Raw genomic sequence first — 15692 nt, 5'->3', positions numbered from 1 at the left:
CGGTGTACTCGTTCATCTGGCGCAAGCTGCCCTTCGGGCTGCCCGGCAAGCTCATCGGATCGGTGCTGCTCGCCACCGCGACGGTGGCGCTGCTCTGGTATGTGATCTTCCCCTGGGCCGAGCCGCTGCTGCCCTTCGACGACGTCCAGGTGACCCAGGACTCCGGCAACCCGGGCGGCGACTCCGCCGTCGATCCCGACGCGCCGGCCGGCGACGGGCACGACCTGCCGTACGACACCGACCGCAACAACACCCCACCCGCCCCCTCTCCGGACCAGTGAGCCCATGCGTGTCCTCGTGATCGACAACTACGACTCCTTCGTGTTCAACCTCGTGCAGTACCTGGGCCAGCTCGGGGTGGAGTGCGAGGTCCGACGCAACGACGAGATCGACGTCGCCGAGGTCGGCCGGGTCGGCGCGGCGGGCGTCCTGCTCTCGCCGGGGCCGGGCAGCCCGGACCGCGCCGGCATCTGCCTCGACGTCATCCGCCGGTACGCCGGGGAGCTGCCGATCTTCGGCGTCTGCCTCGGCCACCAGGCGATCGGTGAGGCGTTCGGCGGGACCGTCACCCGGGCACCGGAGCTGCTGCACGGCAAGACCTCCGAGGTGCGGCACCACTCCGTCGGGGTGCTGGCCGGCCTGCCGGACCCGTTCACCGCCACCCGCTACCACTCGCTGGCGGTGCTCCCCGAGACGCTCCCCGACGAGCTGGAGGTCACCGGCTGGACGGAGTCCGGTGTGGTGATGGCGATGCGGCACCGGACCCTGCCGATCGAGGGGGTGCAGTTCCACCCGGAGTCGGTGCTCACCGAGGGCGGCCACCTGATGCTGGCGAACTGGGTCGCCGCCTGCGGGCACCCGGAGGCCCTGGAACGCGCCCCGGAGTTGGCCGCCGAGGTCGACGCCCGCCGCCGGGCCGCCTTCGCCACCAACTGACACGGCCGACGCCGCCCGAGCGCCGGGGCACGCGCCGACCGGTGCCGGTGGGTCACCGCCGAAAGAGCCAGGCCCGGTCCAACCGGACCGGGCCTGAACGTCATCGCAGGGTACGGGTCACTGGTCCTCGACCCGGAACGGCGGGGTGGGCAGCGGGAACCCGCCCCCGGTGCCGTCACCGGGCGGTGTGGTGGTCGGCACCGGCGTGGTCGGGGTCGGCGGGGTCGGCGGCTCGGTCACCTCCGGCACGCTCACCACGATGGTGACCGTGCTCCCCTTCGTCTTCTTGGTGCCGGCCTTCGGGTTCTGGCTCTGCACCTTGCCGGCCTCGTCCGCCGGCACCTCCGAGCCGAGCTCGGGGTTGGCCCTGAAACCGGCGTTCTCGATGGCCCGGATGGCTTCCGCCTGGCTGAGGTCCTTGACGTTCGGCACCTCACGGACGTTGCCCCGGGAGACGGTCAGGGTCACCTTGGTGCCCTCCGGCACCTTCTCCCCCTCGGGCGGGGACACGTCGAGGACGATGTCCTCGTTCTCCTCGCTGTCCTTGTCCACGACGTTCACGACGAACTTCGCGTCCCTCAGGCGGGCCTGCGCGCTGTCGACCTTGCTGCCCTTGAGGCCGGTCGGGATGCTGACCTCGGGCTTGCCGCCGCAGATGTTCACCGTCACCTGACGGTTCTCGGCCAGCGGGGTGCCGGCCGGCGGGTCCTGCCGGGCGACCGTACCCACCTTGCAGGTGCTGTCGAAGACCTGGTCACCGGTCGCCGGCACCAGGCCGGCGTTGCGGATCTCGGTGAAGGCGGCGTCCTGCGTCTTGCCCGCCAGGTTGGGCACCGGGCTCGTCTTGGTCTCGTCGCCGTTCATCAGCAGGGCCGCGACCAGGGCGATCACCGCCAGCACGCCGACCGCCGCGAACGCCGCGATCACCCAGGCGGAACTCTTGCGCCGCTGCGGGTCACCGACCCGGGCCGGGATGTGCCGGGTCTGCTGACCGACCACCTGCGTCGGGTAACCGGCCGCAGCCGCCGCCATCGGGGTGGTCTCGTCCTGGCTCATCACCGGGGTCGCCATCACCGGCCGGCCGGCGGCGGCACGGAGCAGGTCGGCCCGCATCTCACCGGCGCTCTGGTAGCGGTTGAGCGGGTTCTTGGACAGCGCCTTCAGCACGATCGCGTCGATCGCCGGGGTCACGTCCGGGTTGATGTCGCTGGGCGTCGGCGGGGCCTCCCGCACGTGCTGGTACGCCACGCTGACCGGGCTGTCGCCGACGAACGGCGGATGACCGCAGACCAGCTCGAACAGCACGCAGCCGGCGGCGTACACGTCGGAGCGGGCGTCGACGGCCTCGCCGCGCGCCTGCTCCGGGGAGAGGTACTGGGCCGTGCCGATCACCGCGCTGGTCTGGGTCATCGTGGTGGCGCCGCTGGCCAACGCACGGGCGATGCCGAAGTCCATCACCTTGACCTGACCGGTCTGGGTCAGCATCACATTGCCGGGCTTGATGTCCCGGTGGATGATCCCGTGCCGGTGGCTGAACTCCAGGGCCGCGCACATGTCGGCGCAGATCTCCAACGCCCGGCGCGGCTGGAGCCGCCCCTCGACGCCGAGGACCTCCTTGAGGGTCCGCCCGTTCACGAACTCCATCACGATGAACGGGAGGGTCTCGCCGGTCGGGGCGGTCTCCTCGCCGGTGTCGTAGACGGCGACGATCGCCGGGTGGTTCAGCGAGGCGGCGTTCTGCGCCTCGCGGCGGAACCGCATCTGGAAGGTGGCGTCCCTGGCCAGGTCTGTCCGGAGCATCTTGATCGCGACGTCCCGACCGAGCCGGAGGTCCCGGCCACGGTGCACCTCGGCCATGCCGCCGTAACCGAGCAGCTCGCCGACCTGGTACCTGCCACCGAGCAGGCGGGCCTGGGCTGTCATCGCGTTCGTCGTCCTTCGCTCGTCGTCGTCTCGCCGGCACCCGGTTCGAGCCGTACCACCCGACGGTACGACGTCCCGGCCGGATCGTCGCGTCCGAAGGCACTCAGCGCGCCGGACGTCATCTGGGGCGCGCTGGGATCACCGGCGCTGGTCCGCTGTCGCGCCGCGTAGGCGAGCACCCCGGAACAGACCAGCACCAGTACCGCCAGCAGAATCGCCAGGGTCACCATGCCGGACCGGGAACGCTGTGGCGGGGCCGGGGGTGGGAGCGGCTGCCGGGCGTACCCCATGGGTCGGTCGGCACGCAGCGGGGCCGACGGGACTGCCGCCGCGCCCCGGGGCTGCTGCGGGTAGGGCCGGGTCATCGGGGTGGCCTGAACCGGCGGGCGCTGCTGCGCCACCGGTGGCTGCGGGTGCCGGGCTGCTACCGGCGGCCTGGCCTGACCGCTGACGGGTGGCCGGGACTGCCCACCGACCGGCGGACGGGCCTGCCCGCTGACCGGCGGACGGTGCTGGTGGGCCAGCGCCGCCGGCTGCTGCCGGGGTACGGCGGGCACCTGGGCACGGGCCATCGGGCCGGCGGGGGAGGCCGGCGCCGCCCCGGAGACCGGGCCACCCGAGACCGGACCACCGGAGACCGGGCCACCGGATACCGGGCCGGGATGTCCACCCCCCGCGCGGGCCTGCTGGGAGAGGACCTGCTTGGCCTGCCGGGCAACGGCGGCCAGGGCGGCGGCGCTCGGCCAGCGGTGGCCGGGCTCCTTGGCCATGGCCCGCTCCACGATCGCCTTGACCTGCGGCGGGATGTCCCCGGGCAGGGCCCGGGGAGTGTCCCGGACGTGCCGCATGGCGATTTCGAGGGGGTTGTCGCCCTCGAAGGGTCGCCGACCGGCCAGGCACTGGTAGGCCACGACACCGAGGGCGTACACGTCGGAGGCGGGGGTCGCCACCGCGCCGGTGGCCTGCTCGGGGGAGATGTACGAGGCGGTGCCGAGCACCGATCCGGCGGCGGTGAGCTGACCGACCAGCTCGGACCGGGCGATGCCGAAGTCGGTCAGCACCAGCGTCCCGTTGGGCCGGACGAGCAGGTTGCCCGGCTTGACGTCCCGGTGCACGATGCCCTTCTCGTGGGCGGCGTGCAACGCGTCGGCGGCCTGGGCGAGCAGCGCCATCGTCCGGGCCGGGGTGAGCCGGCCGACCCGGCTGAGCGTCGCCGACAGGGCGTCGCCCTCGACGTACTCCATCACCAGGAAGGCGATCTCCTGGTCGCTGCCGAAGTCGTAGACGTCGACCACGCCGGGGTGGTTGATGGTGGCCATGGTGCGCGCCTCGCCCCGGAACCGTTCGGCGAAGCCGGGCTCGTCGAGCAGCGCCGGGAGCAGGCTCTTCACCGCGACCGTACGGCCCAGCACCTGGTCGGTGCCGCGCCACACGTCGCCCATGCCGCCGCTGGCGATCCGCTCGTCGAGACGGTAGCGGTTGCCGAGCTGCACCCCGGGGCTGAGCATGTCAGCGGCCCCCCGCATCGGCGATGGCCGCCTGCATGATCTTGCCGCCGATCCGGGCCGCCTCGGCGCTGCCGCCGCTGCCGGCCTGCTCCAGCTCCACGCAGACCGCGGAGACGGCGTTGCCGTTCTTGTCCAGGGCGAAGCCGATGAACCAGCCGTGGTCGGGCCGGTCCGGGGCGGACTGCGCGGTGCCGGTCTTGCCACCGACGGTGTAGCCGTCGATGGCCGCCGAGCTGCCGGTGCCGTTCTTGACCACGCTGACCATCATGTCCCGCAGGTCGTCGGCGACCTGGCCGCTGACCGGCTGGCGCAGCTCCCGGGGCTGGGCGTTGTAGTAGCTGGTGGTGCGGTCCGGCCCGAGGAGCTGCTTGACCAGGTAGGGACGCATCTGCCGGCCCTTGTTGGCGACCGAACCGGCGATCAGCGCCCCCTGGAGCGGGGTCATCCGGACGTTGTTCTGGCCGATCGAGGACTGCGCCAGGGCGGCGGGGTCGGTGCCGCCGTCGGGGTTCTGCATGTCGCCGGTCCGGCTGGCCGCCACCGGCAGGCCCCCCTCGCCGAGCTGCCCGACGGTGAGGTCGCCCTGCTCGAAGCCGAACTGCCGGGCCTTCTCCTTCACCGTGTCCGCGCCGAGCTTCACGCCGAGCTGGGCGAAGCCGGTGTTGCACGACTCGGTGACCGCGTCCATCAGGGTGACCTGCGCCTCCGGGCAGATCGACGCGGCGGCGTTACGGATCTCCGTGCCCGACGTCGGCGGGGTCCAGCTCGGCCCGGCCGGGATCTCGGTGTCCTTGCCGACCCCGTTCTCCAGGGCGGCGGCGGCGATCACGATCTTGAAGGTGGAGCCGGGCGGCAGGACCTCCGACAGCGCCCGGTTCTTCAGCGGGCCGTCCGGGTCCTGCTCGTACTTGTTGTAGGCCGCGGAGGCGACGTTGGTGTCGTGGTCGACCAGCGGGTTCGGGTCGAAGCTGGGCATCGAGACCAGCGCCTGCACCGCACCGGTACGCGGGTCGATGGCGATGGCCGCGCCCTTCTTCACCCCGTTGCGGTTGTTGCGCAGCTGCTCGTAGGCAGTGTCCTGGGCCCGCTTCGAGATGCTCAGCAGCACGTTGCCGCCGCCGCTCTCGTCGCCGGTGAACATGTCCTTGATCCGGTTGCCGAGCAGGGCGTCGCTGGTGCCGGCGAGGAAGTCGTTCTCCAGCCGTTCGATGCCGGTGTCACCCAGGTTGACCGGCTTGTAGCCGAGCACGTGGGCGTACTTCGTCCCCGCCGGGTAGCTGCGCTGGAACTTCAGCTTGCCGCCGGTCTCCTTGCTGGTGGCCACGGCGGTGCCGCCGGCCTCGATGTTGCCCCGCCGGCGCTCGTACTCGGCCACCTGGACCCGGCCGTTGTAATCGCTGTTGCGGTATTCGTCCGCCTTGTAGGCCTGGATCCAGTTCAGGTTGGCGAAGAGCAGACCGAACAGGACCATGACGACGACGCCGACGCGGCGCAGGGGCGCGTTCACGGGCGGATCACCTCCGTGGGAGCACCGTGCAGCTGTTCCGGCGGGCCGCCACCCGGCCGGGCCGCCGGGCCACCACCCTGGGCCACCGGCCGCCGGGCGGCGTCGGAGATACGCAGCAGCACCGCGATGAGCAGCCAGTTCGCCATCAGCGACGAGCCACCTGCGGACAGGAACGGGGTGGTCTGACCGGTCAGCGGAATGAGCTTGCTGATCCCGCCGACGATCACGAAGACCTGGAGCCCCAGGGTGAAGGCGAGACCACCGGCGACCAGCTTGCCGAACGAGTCCCGCACCGCCAGCCCGGCCCGCAGCCCCCGCTCGACGACGAGCAGGTAGACCACCAGCAGCGCGGTCAACCCGAACAGGCCGATCTCCTCACCGATGCCGGCGAAGATGAAGTCGTTCTGCACCTCGGGGATCTCCAGCGGCTCCCCGGCGCCCGGCCCGGACCCGAACAGGCCACCGCTGCCCAGGCCGAGCAGCCCCTGCACCAGCTGGTAACCCCGGTCGTACGGCTCAGCGAACGGGTCGAGCCAGATCTCCGCGCGGGTGTAGAAGTTGGCGAACGGCCCACCCACCGTGCCACCGAGCACGTACGCGAGGTAGGCGCCGCCGAAGAAGAGGACGAGACCGATCAGCAGCCAACTGACCCGTTCGGTGGCGATGTAGAGCGTCACCACGAACATGCCGAAGTAGAGCAGCGACGTGCCGAGGTCCTTCTCGAAGACCAGGACCAGCAGGCTGATCAGCCAGACCCCGACCACCGGGCCGAGATCCCGGCCACGCGGGAAGTCGATGCCGAGGACGCGGCGGCTGGCCAGCGACAGCACCTCACGCTTGCGGACCAGGTAGTAGGCGAAGAAGACAAGCAGTGCCAGCTTGGCGAACTCACCGGGCTGGATGCTGAACCCACCGACCCGGATCCACAGCTTCGCGCCGTTGATCTCGGAGAACCGGCCGGGCAGCACCGCCGGGATCATCACCAGCACGATGCCGGCCAACCCCAGCGTGTACGCGTACCGGGAGACCGCCCGGTGGTCGCGCATCACCACCAGCAGCCCGGCGGCCAGGACCACCGCGGCCAGCGTCCAGGCCAGCTGGCGGCCACCGGTGCCGGCGAAGATGGCCAGCGTCTCCCGGTCGGCGGGCGCGGCCTTGCCCAGGTCGAGGCGACGCAGGAAGCCCACCCCGATGCCGTTGAGCAGGGCCACCGCCGGCAGCAGGGCCGGATCGGCGAACGGTGCCAACCACCTGATCACCAGGTGCATACCGAAGAAGACCAGCCCCAGTGCGGCGGCCGGCATCCAGAAGTCGCGGGTGACGGTGTCGAGCAAATTAGCCTCGACGATCGCCCCGTACGCGGCCACCAGCACCATCGCCAGCGCCAGCAGGGACAGTTCGGCGTTACGCCGGGACCGCGCCATACGTACGCCGGGCCGCTCGCCCGTCGTGGCGGGCGAGACTACCGGCTGGGCCGCTGCGGTCAAGAAGGTGTCCCTCGGATCTCAGCCGGCGGTCACTCGGGCGACCGGCAGCCCGCCGGGTCTCCGGCCGGCGGAACCGCGTCGGAGGCCGAGGCGTCGGGTGTGGTGGACGGCGTGGGGGTGAAGGTGGTCCCCGTGCTGCCGGTCGCGCCAGGGCTGGGCGTACCGGGACCGGGCGTCACCGGCGGGTTCGCCGGCACCGGGGAGCCGGTGACGAGGGAGGGAACCGGCGGGCAGACCGGCTTCAGGTTCGGGTTGCCCGGGTCCTCGCTGGTCAGCTCGGCCAACCGGCGCAGCGCGTCCGGCCGGCTCTTGGCCTGAATGCCCTGCTTGACCTGCTCCTGGGCGGCCAGGGTCAGGTCGTCGAGCTTGGCCTGGCTGGTCGAGTTCACGCTGGACAGGTCGAGGCCGGCGACCTGGCCGGGGACCCCCCGGAAGACCGCGAGCTGCCCGTTGTCGGTCGCCCCGACGTAATACTGCCGCTGGGTGTAGCTCCAGCCGGCGAAGAGGCCACCACCGAGGATGACCAGCAGGGCCGCCAGCATCGCCACGGTACGCAGCGGCCGGCGGGGGCGCTCCGGGTCGTCGTCCCGGTTGGCGGCGGGTTCCTCCGGTGCGGGCGGGCGCGGGGCGGACAGCGCCGACGCGCGGGCCGCCGGGGTGGAGTCGTCGGCCGCGGTGGCCATCCCCCGGTCCCGGGCGGCGGCCCCGCCGACGATCGGGCTCGCCTCGACGATGTCCTGGTCGGTGGCGTCCGCGATGATCACGGTGATGTTGTCCGGTCCGCCGCCGCGCAGGGCGAGCTGCACCAGCCGCTCGACGCACTGCTGCGGGTCGGTGTACTCCCGGAGGCTGTCACCGATGGTCTCCGCGCTCACCACGCCGGAGAGGCCGTCGCTGCAGATCAGGTAGCGGTCCCCGGGCAGCACCTGCCGGACGCTGTATTCCGGGTCGATGTCCCGGCCGTCGAGGGCGCGGGTGAGCAGCGAGCGCTGGGGGTGGCTGCTCGCCTCCTCCGCGCTGATCCGTCCCTCGTCGACGAGCATCTGGACGTAGGTGTCGTCCTTGGTGATCTGGGCGAACTCGCCGTTGCGCAGGAGGTAGGCACGCGAGTCGCCGATGTGGACCATGCCGAGCTTGCTGCCCGAGAAGAGGGTCGCGGTGAGCGTGGTGCCCATCCCCTCCAGCTGCGGGTTGGCGTCCACGGTGTCGCGGAGCTGCTGGTTGGCGGTGCCCACGGCCGATCGCAGCGCGTCGACGAGCGCGTCCCCCGGGACGTCCTCGTCGAGCGGCGCCATGGCACCGATGACGATGTTGCTGGCGACGTCACCGGCGGCCATGCCGCCCATGCCGTCGGCGACGGCGAGGAGCCGCGGCCCGGCGTAGACGGAGTCCTGGTTTCCGTCTCGGATCAGACCGCGGTCGCTGTGGGCCGCATAGCGCAGGGTCAGAGTCATGGCCGTAATTCGAGAGAGGTGCGGCCGATACGGATCGGCACGCCGAGGGGGACGGGGGTCGGTCCGGTGACCTTAGCGCGATCGAGGTACGTGCCGTTAGTCGAGCCGAGATCCTCGACGAACCACTGACCGTCCCGGGGCACCAGCCGGGCGTGCCGCGCGGAGGCGTAGTCGTCGGTGATGACGAGGGTGGAGTCCTCGGCCCGACCGATGGTGATCTGCGCTTCGCCGAGGGTGATCCGGGTGCCGGCGAGCTGGCCGGCGGTGACCACCAACTGGTGGGCCGCCCGGCCCCGCTTCGCCTTCGCCGGTTTCGCCGCCTGCTGCTGGGTCGAGGCGCCGACCCCCCGCGGCGCGGCCACCAGCCGGCCCGACCGGGCACCGGCGAACAGATCCCGACGGATGACACCCACCACCGTGAACACGAAGATCCACAGCAGGATGAGGAACCCGAACCGGGCGACGGTGATGACGAGTTCCGGCAAGGCGGGTCAGCCGTCCACGCGGAAGGTCAGCGTCGTGGTGCCGAGCTGGATCATGTCGCCCGGGTTGAGGGCGACCGCCGAGACCCGCTGGCCGTTGACCATGGTCCCGTTGGTGGACCCGAGGTCGGTCAGCACCACCTGGCCGCCGTCGAAGTCCAGCCGGGCGTGCCGCCGGGAGATCCCGACGTCGGGCAGGCGCAGGTTGGCCTGGTCGCCCCGGCCGATCACGGTCGAGCCCATCTGCAACGGATAGGTGCGGCCGTCGCCCGAGACCAGCCGGACGTTGCGCGCGCCGCCACCGCCATGGCCGGGCGGCGGACCGTAGCCGCCGCCCTGGTCGTACGCCGGGTAGGCCGGCGGGCCGGGGTCGTAGCCGCCCGGGGAGGACACCGGGGCGACCTCGCCGCCGGTGTAGACCTCGGCGGTGACCCGGAACATGCCGGTGTCCAGCCCCTCGCCCCGCTCGACCTCGACGATCACGTCGCCGTAGACCGTCCACGCCTGCTCACCGATGAACTCCGCCTGCGACTGGGCCAGCTCCTGGGCCAACGCAGCGGCGTACGGCGCCAACCGACTGTGGTCGTACGGGGAGAGATCGATCACGTAGCGGTTGGGCACCAGGGTGCGGCCACCAGCGAGGATGGCCTTGTGCGCCTCGGCCTCCCGCTGCATGGCGTTGAGGATCTCCACGGGGTGGACCACCCCTTTGAAGACCTTGGCGAAGGCCCCTTCGACCAGGCCTTCCAGACGCTTCTCGAAGCGTTGCAGCACGCTCACCGGCTCCTCCTCGGGTCCCGAGGACATGATGGTATCTGGACGGCGCGCGTGCAGCTCGCGCGCCGCTCGGCCACCGCGCGGCGGCCCGTTCGGAGCGGCCCCCAGGCCCGTGCTACTCTTTCGTCCGCCACGAAGGGTGACCGCTCGCAGGAACGGTAACCGGTCGAGGCGAGACCGCAGGACCGGGTAGGATGTTCCGGGCCCGCCGGAGACGGCGGGGTCGACGCACCACCGCGTTCGACGGTCGTGCCACGGGGATGTGGCGGAATGGCAGACGCGCACGGTTCAGGTCCGTGTGTCCGAAAGGACGTGGGGGTTCAACTCCCCCCATCCCCACCATCAGACGAGGGCTCCGCAGTCGCGGGGCCCTCACTTCGTATCGGGGCGTACCGGACGTCAGGCTATGCTCCGGTGGTTTTTCCAGCCTCCTACCTTTGACCAGGGGTGTCGTGTGAGTGTCGCGTTGGTGACCGGGTCGGGCGGTCTGATCGGTTCCGAGGCGGTCCGGCACTTCGCCGGGCTCGGTCTGGACGTGGTCGGCATCGACAACGACATGCGGCAGGAGTTCTTCGGCGCCGAGGCCTCGACCGCGTGGAACGTCCGGCGGCTGACCGACGAGCTGGGGTCGGCGTACGCGCACCACAGCATCGACATCCGCGACCGGGACACCCTCGGCAAGCTCTTCGCCCGGTACGGCCGGGACATCGCCGTGGTGATCCACACCGCCGCCCAGCCGTCGCACGACTGGGCGGTACGGGACCCGTTCACCGACTTCGACGTCAACGCCGGTGGCACCCTCAACGTCCTGCAGAACGTGCGGGAGCACTGCATCGAGGCGCCGGTGATCCACTGCTCGACCAACAAGGTCTACGGGGACCGCCCCAACAGCCTGCCGCTGGTGGAGCAGGAGACCCGCTGGGAGATCGAGTCGGGCCACCCGTACGAGCAGGGCATCCGCGAGGACATGTCGATCGACGCCTGCCTGCACTCGGTCTTCGGGGCCTCCAAGGTCGCCGCCGACGTGATGGTGCAGGAGTACGGCCGCTACTTCGACATGCGCACGGCCTGCTTCCGGGGCGGCACGCTGACCGGCCCGGCGCACTCCGCGACCGAGCTGCACGGCTTCCTCGGGTACGTGATGCGGGCCAACATGGAGCACCGCACCTACAAGATCTTCGGCTACCAGGGCAAACAGGTCCGCGACGCCATCCACAGCTCCGACGTGGTGTCGGCGTTCGAGGCGTTCTTCCGTGAGCCGCGCTCGGCGGCGGTCTACAACCTCGGTGGCGGTCGGCACTCCAACACCTCCAACCGGGAGGCGTTCGCCCTGGCCGAGCAGATCACCGGCCAGGAGATGATCACCGAGTACGTCGACGCGAACCGGATCGGCGACCACAAGTGGTGGATCGGCTCGAACGAGGCGTTCCAGGCCGACTACCCGGGCTGGAAGCAGGTCTACGACGTACCCATGATCATGCGGGAGATCTACCAGGCCAACGTCGACAAGTGGGTGCCGGGAGCATGACCGCACAGGGCAAGCGCAACGTCCTCGGCGTCCTGGTCGACGCCACCGACTACACCTCGGCCACCGAGCAGGTCGTCGCGGCGGCCCGGGACCGCCGGCCGCTGGCGCTGACCGCGCTGGCCGTGCACGGGGTGATGACCGGGGTGCTCGACCCGGCGCACAACGCCCGGCTCAACTCCTTCGACGTGGTCACCCCGGACGGCCAGCCGGTGCGCTGGGCGCTCAACCTGCTGCACCACGCCGGCCTGGCCGACCGGGTCTACGGCCCGACGCTGACCCTGCACGTGCTGCGCCGCTTCGCCGACGAGGGCCTGCCGGTCTACCTGTACGGCTCGACCGAGGAGACCCTGGCGAAGCTGATCCCGGCGCTGGAGCGGATGTTCCCGGCCCTGAAGATCGCCGGGGTGGAGCCGTCGAAGTTCCGCGCGGTGCAGCCCGGCGAGGACGTGGAGATCGCCGACCGGATCCGGGCCAGTGGTGCCCGGTTGGTGCTGGTCGGCCTGGGCTGCCCCCGCCAGGAGGTCTTCACGTACGCGATGCGGCCCCTGCTGGACATGCCGCTGATGGCCGTCGGCGCGGCCTTCGACTACCACGCCGGCCTGCTCCGGCAGCCGCCGCCGTGGATGCAGCGGGCCGGCCTGGAGTGGTTCTGGCGGCTCGGCCTGGAGCCGAAGCGGCTCTGGCGGCGGTACGTCATCCTCAACCCCGCCTACCTGACCCGCCTCGCCGGCCAGAAGACCGGCCTGTGGAAGGCCCGGCCACCGGCCCCGGCCACCGAACGGCCGGCCACCTTCGCGGTCTGAGGGTCCACTGCGGATCCCGGCCGGCCGACTGACCGGTCCACCCCTACGGGGGCGCGTCCGGGTGGAACAGGGGCCCGCCCCGGATTCACCGCCCGCCGTTGTGGGCAAGGCTGTGTCCATGGATGGGCATCTCATCGTGTTGCTGTCGATCGCCGCCGTCTGGCTCGCCGCCGGCGTCGTGGCGGACGGCCTCCCCCGGCTGGATCGGGCCCGCACGCTGCGACGGCGTACCGGATGGCTGCTCGCCCTCTCCGTGGCCGGGCTCGCACTGACCGCGACGGTGCTGGTCGCCGGCACGGTCAGCGGTGGGGACACCCCGGTCGACCGGGCCGCCGGGCAGCTTCCACTGGTGGCGGTGCCGGCGCTCGCGGTGGCGGTCTGCACGGTGCGCCGGGTCCGCAGGTTGCGGGCGGGCGCGGGCGCGTTCGCCGCCGCGCCGGAGACCCCCGCGCCGTACGGTCTACGGGCCGCCGCCGGGCACCCGCTGGTCGGTCTACCCGTGCAGGTGACCGCGCTGGCCACCGTGCCGGGGCTGCTCACCGCCGCCGGGCTGGACCTGGGTGCCGGCAACGGGGTCACCGGGGTCGCGCTCACCGTCGGCGGGTTGGCCGTCCTCGCCATCGGGGTACGCCACGGCCTGCGGCACAACCGGCTCACGGAGCGGACGCTGCCGGGCACCGGACCCGCGCTGGTCGGCCTGCCCGCCTCACCGGCTGCGGCCGGCTCCCTGCACGTATAGCAGTTCCAGGATCGCCCGGGTCGCCTCGAACCACCGGTCCAGCCAGCCGGGCGGCGGTACGCTCCCCTTGGGCGGCAACTCCAGCAGCAGGCCACGCAGCAGCGGGTGGTCGATCATCGACTCGGGTGCTTCCGTGTACCAGGTGTCCTTGGGAAACGACGGCTCGGCGAGCGGGTTCGGGTCGAGCGACGTCATCGGTGGCCCGGCCTGCTCGGGTGCGAGGACACCGTCGCCATCGAAGTCGGTGTCGCCGGCGCCCACCTCGGTGAGCATCGTGTCGCGGCGGGCGCTGCGGTACTTGCCGCCGAAGCGCTCGACCCGGCCCGGGCCGTGGGTGAGGTTTTCTGAACCGATCGTCGTCATGTGCTCTCGCCTGCCTCGCTTGGTTGCCGCCGCGTGTGGCGGGTCATCGACCAGCGCCGTACCGAGGTTCAACGATGCGGGGGCGCAAGTGGCGACGGGCCGGCCGGGGAGTGTCCCCCGACCGACCCGCGGTCAACGCCACGCTGCGTTGGTCAGTGTTGGCCGAACGCGCCGTTCCGAGCGTCGGCGACGAAGGCGTTCCATTCCCCGGGGGCGAATACGAGGGCGGGACCTGTCTTGTCCTTCGAGTCCCGCACCCCGACCGCCCCGATCACGTAAGCTACCTCGACGCAGTTGTCACAGTTCGGCCCACTTTTTGAGCTCTTGAACCAGGTCGCCTGCGTCAGGTCCTCGGGGAACCTCTTGGTCGCCATTTCCACAACGGCTCCTCTGCCAGTTCTGCGATGTGTGCGATGGACTCCTCCGGTCGCCTGGCCGCTGCCCGAATCTGATCGAAGATGAAGTTGTACTTCTGTAGCTCGTCGCTCTTCTCCAGGAAGAGCCCACCCGTGGCGTTCTCCGCGTACACGACATCCGGATCAACCGAGTCGGGGAAACCGAGAATCGTGAAGGTCCCGTCCATGCCGGCGTGCGCTCCCACCTCGAAAGGCAGGATCTGCAGCGTCACGTTCGGCAGTTCGGCCACCTCCACCAGCCGTCTGAGCTGACCACGCATCACCGCGTCGCCGCCCACCGGCCGACTCAACACCGCCTCATCGAGCACCACCCACAGATCGACCGGATCGTCCTGGGTCAACAACGACTGACGGCCCAATCGGACACGCACCCGTTGTTGCACCTGATCGGGAGAGATGTCCGGACGGGCCGCCTGGATCATCGCACTGGCGTACTCCTCGGTCTCCAGCAGACCGGGCACGACCTGCTGTTCGTACGCCCGGATGGAACCGGCCGCCGCCTCCAGGCCGACGTACGCCCCGACGAGCACCGTGCTGTAGGGGTGCCACCAGCCCTTCTGCCGCGCCTCGCGGGCGATCTGCACCAGCTCTTCGCTCTCCGCGCCCACCACCCCGTAGATGCGGAGCATGTCCCGGACGTCACGCGGGGTCGCCGAGGTGTGACCGGTCTCGATCCGGGAGACCTTGGAGGCGGAGCACTCCAACTGCTCGGCGACCGCCTCTATGGTGATCCCGGCACCGTCGCGCAGCCGGCGCAGCTCGGCCCCGAGCCGGCGACGCCGGATGGTCGGGCTCCGCCGTTCGCTCATCGGGTCGCCCCGGGTCCTGTTGACGGGGAAAGCTGGTGCCTCGGGCCCACCCGGTTACCTCCGGTCGATCGCGCCCGCGTCCATTACCGCCAAGGGCGCGACCGTGGGCGGCGGGCATCGTTCGCGGCAGGGGTGGAGCCCGGTCGCCGACCGGCCGCGGCGGGCGGAACCGGCGTCCAGTGTGCCGCCCCGGAGTCGGCGTGATCAAGCGCCCGGTTCACGTGTCGCACTCACGTATCGGCAAAAGTCGACGTGCAACTTGCATCCAGCACGACGCTGATGCAGTCTGTCCGTATGGTTCGAGTAACTCATCGCTTTCGACCGATCTCACCGAGTGATCATCACCGGGGGAGCGGGCGGGCCGGCGGGCGCCCCGGACCAGTTGTGTCATCGAGACCTGCCTCGGGTTGATGACCCCACCGCTGCACGCCCGGAGGCTGCGGCGGTGGGAGCGGTAACACCCGTGAGCAGCCGGGTGATGGTCGGGTGGCGATCCACCACCAGCGGGTACGGCCCGACCAGCACCACACCGAGCACCGGCCCGCGAGGCACAACCCCGTCGCCGGACCCGCACCTCGTCCCCGTTCCGCACCGGCCGGCCCGCGACGCCGGCCATACCCTCCCAGGAGCCCATGTGCTTCCCCGCTCCGGTGACGTTCTGCACGTGACGCGTGCCGCCAGCGTGCAGTTCCTCAGGCCGATCACCTTCCGGGTGATCCGGGTGCTCGACTGGCCGACGTACGACGGTTGGCTCTGGCTTGACGGCTACCAGCTGAACGCGTCGGGAGACGCCGTCAGCCGCCGGTCGATCTTTGTCCAGCAGGCCGGGCTGACCCAGCTCCGGGCGGCGACCGTGCCCCGTCAGCACCCCGCCCGTTCGCGCCGGCCGGTCAACCGCGCACCGATCGCGGTGGGCTGACTCCCCGATTACCAGGTCGGAGGGCGTACCGCCGCCATAGA

Annotated in this window: 16 protein-coding genes and 1 tRNA gene; 7 read left to right on the top strand and 10 right to left on the bottom strand. The window is 71.4% G+C overall.

The annotated features are described in order from the left end of the window. The first annotated feature begins 2 nt into the window (after positions 1–2). A complete protein-coding gene (locus tag AB0B63_RS10455; RefSeq protein ID WP_208565233.1) occupies positions 3–281 on the top strand; it encodes a hypothetical protein in 279 nt (92 codons plus the stop codon). Positions 282–285: 4 nt separating this feature from the next. Beyond that, on the top strand, positions 286–936 hold the full coding sequence (locus AB0B63_RS10450) for an aminodeoxychorismate/anthranilate synthase component II (protein WP_208565232.1): 651 nt from the start codon (positions 286–288) through the stop codon (positions 934–936). A 117-nt stretch (positions 937–1053) separates the two neighbouring features. Here AB0B63_RS10450 and pknB read toward each other — a convergent pair whose 3' ends face one another. The 7 genes from pknB to AB0B63_RS10415 form a co-directional block, all read right to left on the bottom strand. Further along, entirely contained in the window at positions 1054–2859 is a 1806-nt protein-coding gene (gene pknB / locus AB0B63_RS10445; RefSeq protein WP_357016696.1) for a Stk1 family PASTA domain-containing Ser/Thr kinase, read from the bottom strand. After that, on the bottom strand, positions 2856–4367 hold the full coding sequence (locus tag AB0B63_RS10440; RefSeq protein WP_208565802.1) for a serine/threonine-protein kinase: 1512 nt from the start codon (positions 4365–4367) through the stop codon (positions 2856–2858). Before AB0B63_RS10440 ends, pknB begins: the two co-directional genes overlap by 4 nt. Position 4368: 1 nt before the next feature. Continuing rightward, positions 4369–5874, bottom strand: a complete 1506-nt coding sequence (locus AB0B63_RS10435; protein ID WP_208565230.1) for a penicillin-binding protein 2 — start codon at positions 5872–5874, stop codon at positions 4369–4371. Next, positions 5871–7298 carry an FtsW/RodA/SpoVE family cell cycle protein gene (locus AB0B63_RS10430; protein ID WP_357016693.1) on the bottom strand — a complete coding sequence of 476 codons (1428 nt, stop codon included), beginning with the start codon at positions 7296–7298 and terminating at the stop codon, positions 5871–5873. Before AB0B63_RS10430 ends, AB0B63_RS10435 begins: the two co-directional genes overlap by 4 nt. Before the next feature lie 92 nt (positions 7299–7390). Then, the gene (locus AB0B63_RS10425) at positions 7391–8815 is read right to left on the bottom strand and encodes a PP2C family serine/threonine-protein phosphatase (protein WP_357016690.1); all 1425 of its coding nucleotides are present in this window, start codon (positions 8813–8815) and stop codon (positions 7391–7393) included. Further along, positions 8812–9300 carry an FHA domain-containing protein gene (locus AB0B63_RS10420; RefSeq protein WP_208565227.1) on the bottom strand — a complete coding sequence of 163 codons (489 nt, stop codon included), beginning with the start codon at positions 9298–9300 and terminating at the stop codon, positions 8812–8814. Before AB0B63_RS10420 ends, AB0B63_RS10425 begins: the two co-directional genes overlap by 4 nt. Before the next feature lie 6 nt (positions 9301–9306). Continuing rightward, positions 9307–10104 (bottom strand): DUF3662 and FHA domain-containing protein, encoded by a 798-nt coding sequence (locus AB0B63_RS10415; protein WP_208565226.1) that lies wholly within the window; start codon positions 10102–10104, stop codon positions 9307–9309. A 226-nt stretch (positions 10105–10330) separates the two neighbouring features. Here AB0B63_RS10415 and AB0B63_RS10410 point away from each other — a divergent pair. The 4 genes from AB0B63_RS10410 (at position 10331) to AB0B63_RS10395 (ending at position 13144) form a co-directional block, all read left to right on the top strand. Continuing rightward, positions 10331–10416: transfer RNA gene (locus AB0B63_RS10410), tRNA-Leu, on the top strand. Positions 10417–10528: 112 nt separating this feature from the next. Next, positions 10529–11602 (top strand): NAD-dependent epimerase/dehydratase family protein, encoded by a 1074-nt coding sequence (locus AB0B63_RS10405; RefSeq protein WP_208565225.1) that lies wholly within the window; start codon positions 10529–10531, stop codon positions 11600–11602. Then, entirely contained in the window at positions 11599–12405 is an 807-nt protein-coding gene (locus tag AB0B63_RS10400; RefSeq protein WP_208565224.1) for a WecB/TagA/CpsF family glycosyltransferase, read from the top strand. The genes AB0B63_RS10405 and AB0B63_RS10400 overlap by 4 nt, the downstream gene beginning before the upstream one ends. A gap of 118 nt (positions 12406–12523) precedes the next feature. Then, positions 12524–13144, top strand: a complete 621-nt coding sequence (locus AB0B63_RS10395) for a hypothetical protein (RefSeq protein WP_357016685.1) — start codon at positions 12524–12526, stop codon at positions 13142–13144. Here AB0B63_RS10395 and AB0B63_RS10390 read toward each other — a convergent pair. The 3 genes from AB0B63_RS10390 to AB0B63_RS10380 form a co-directional block, all read right to left on the bottom strand. Then, complete coding sequence (locus tag AB0B63_RS10390; protein ID WP_208565223.1) at positions 13112–13507, bottom strand: hypothetical protein; 396 nt, start codon at positions 13505–13507, stop codon at positions 13112–13114. The two genes, AB0B63_RS10395 and AB0B63_RS10390, sit on opposite strands and share 33 nt — an antisense overlap. Before the next feature lie 152 nt (positions 13508–13659). Further along, on the bottom strand, positions 13660–13881 hold the full coding sequence (locus AB0B63_RS10385) for a DUF397 domain-containing protein (protein WP_091253343.1): 222 nt from the start codon (positions 13879–13881) through the stop codon (positions 13660–13662). Next, positions 13851–14732: a helix-turn-helix transcriptional regulator gene (locus AB0B63_RS10380; protein WP_357016681.1), complete on the bottom strand. Its 882-nt coding sequence runs from the start codon at positions 14730–14732 to the stop codon at positions 13851–13853. Before AB0B63_RS10380 ends, AB0B63_RS10385 begins: the two co-directional genes overlap by 31 nt. Positions 14733–15366: 634 nt before the next feature. Between AB0B63_RS10380 and AB0B63_RS10375 the strand changes: the two genes are divergently transcribed. Then, positions 15367–15651, top strand: a complete 285-nt coding sequence (locus tag AB0B63_RS10375; protein ID WP_219465440.1) for a hypothetical protein — start codon at positions 15367–15369, stop codon at positions 15649–15651. Positions 15652–15692: the final 41 nt, after the last annotated feature.

It is taken from the genome of Micromonospora sp. NPDC049081 (assembly GCF_040648835.1).
Classification (GTDB): domain Bacteria; phylum Actinomycetota; class Actinomycetes; order Mycobacteriales; family Micromonosporaceae; genus Micromonospora; species Micromonospora antibiotica.
This window is presented reverse-complemented; position numbering and strand designations above follow the sequence as displayed.

Bases quoted from the DNA above. Each gene is read 5' to 3' on its own strand.
- AB0B63_RS10450 (WP_208565232.1), top strand. From the start codon at position 286: ATGCGTGTCCTCGTGATCGACAACTACGACTCCTTCGTGTTCAACCTC.
- pknB (WP_357016696.1), bottom strand. From the start codon at position 2,859: ATGACAGCCCAGGCCCGCCTGCTCGGTGGCAGGTACCAGGTCGGCGAG.
- AB0B63_RS10440 (WP_208565802.1), bottom strand. From the start codon at position 4,367: ATGCTCAGCCCCGGGGTGCAGCTCGGCAACCGCTACCGTCTCGACGAG.
- AB0B63_RS10430 (WP_357016693.1), bottom strand. From the start codon at position 7,298: ATGGCGCGGTCCCGGCGTAACGCCGAACTGTCCCTGCTGGCGCTGGCG.
- AB0B63_RS10425 (WP_357016690.1), bottom strand. From the start codon at position 8,815: ATGACTCTGACCCTGCGCTATGCGGCCCACAGCGACCGCGGTCTGATC.
- AB0B63_RS10415 (WP_208565226.1), bottom strand. From the start codon at position 10,104: ATGTCCTCGGGACCCGAGGAGGAGCCGGTGAGCGTGCTGCAACGCTTC.
- AB0B63_RS10400 (WP_208565224.1), top strand. From the start codon at position 11,599: ATGACCGCACAGGGCAAGCGCAACGTCCTCGGCGTCCTGGTCGACGCC.
- AB0B63_RS10395 (WP_357016685.1), top strand. From the start codon at position 12,524: ATGGATGGGCATCTCATCGTGTTGCTGTCGATCGCCGCCGTCTGGCTC.
- AB0B63_RS10390 (WP_208565223.1), bottom strand. From the start codon at position 13,507: ATGACGACGATCGGTTCAGAAAACCTCACCCACGGCCCGGGCCGGGTC.
- AB0B63_RS10385 (WP_091253343.1), bottom strand. From the start codon at position 13,881: ATGGCGACCAAGAGGTTCCCCGAGGACCTGACGCAGGCGACCTGGTTC.
- AB0B63_RS10380 (WP_357016681.1), bottom strand. From the start codon at position 14,732: ATGAGCGAACGGCGGAGCCCGACCATCCGGCGTCGCCGGCTCGGGGCC.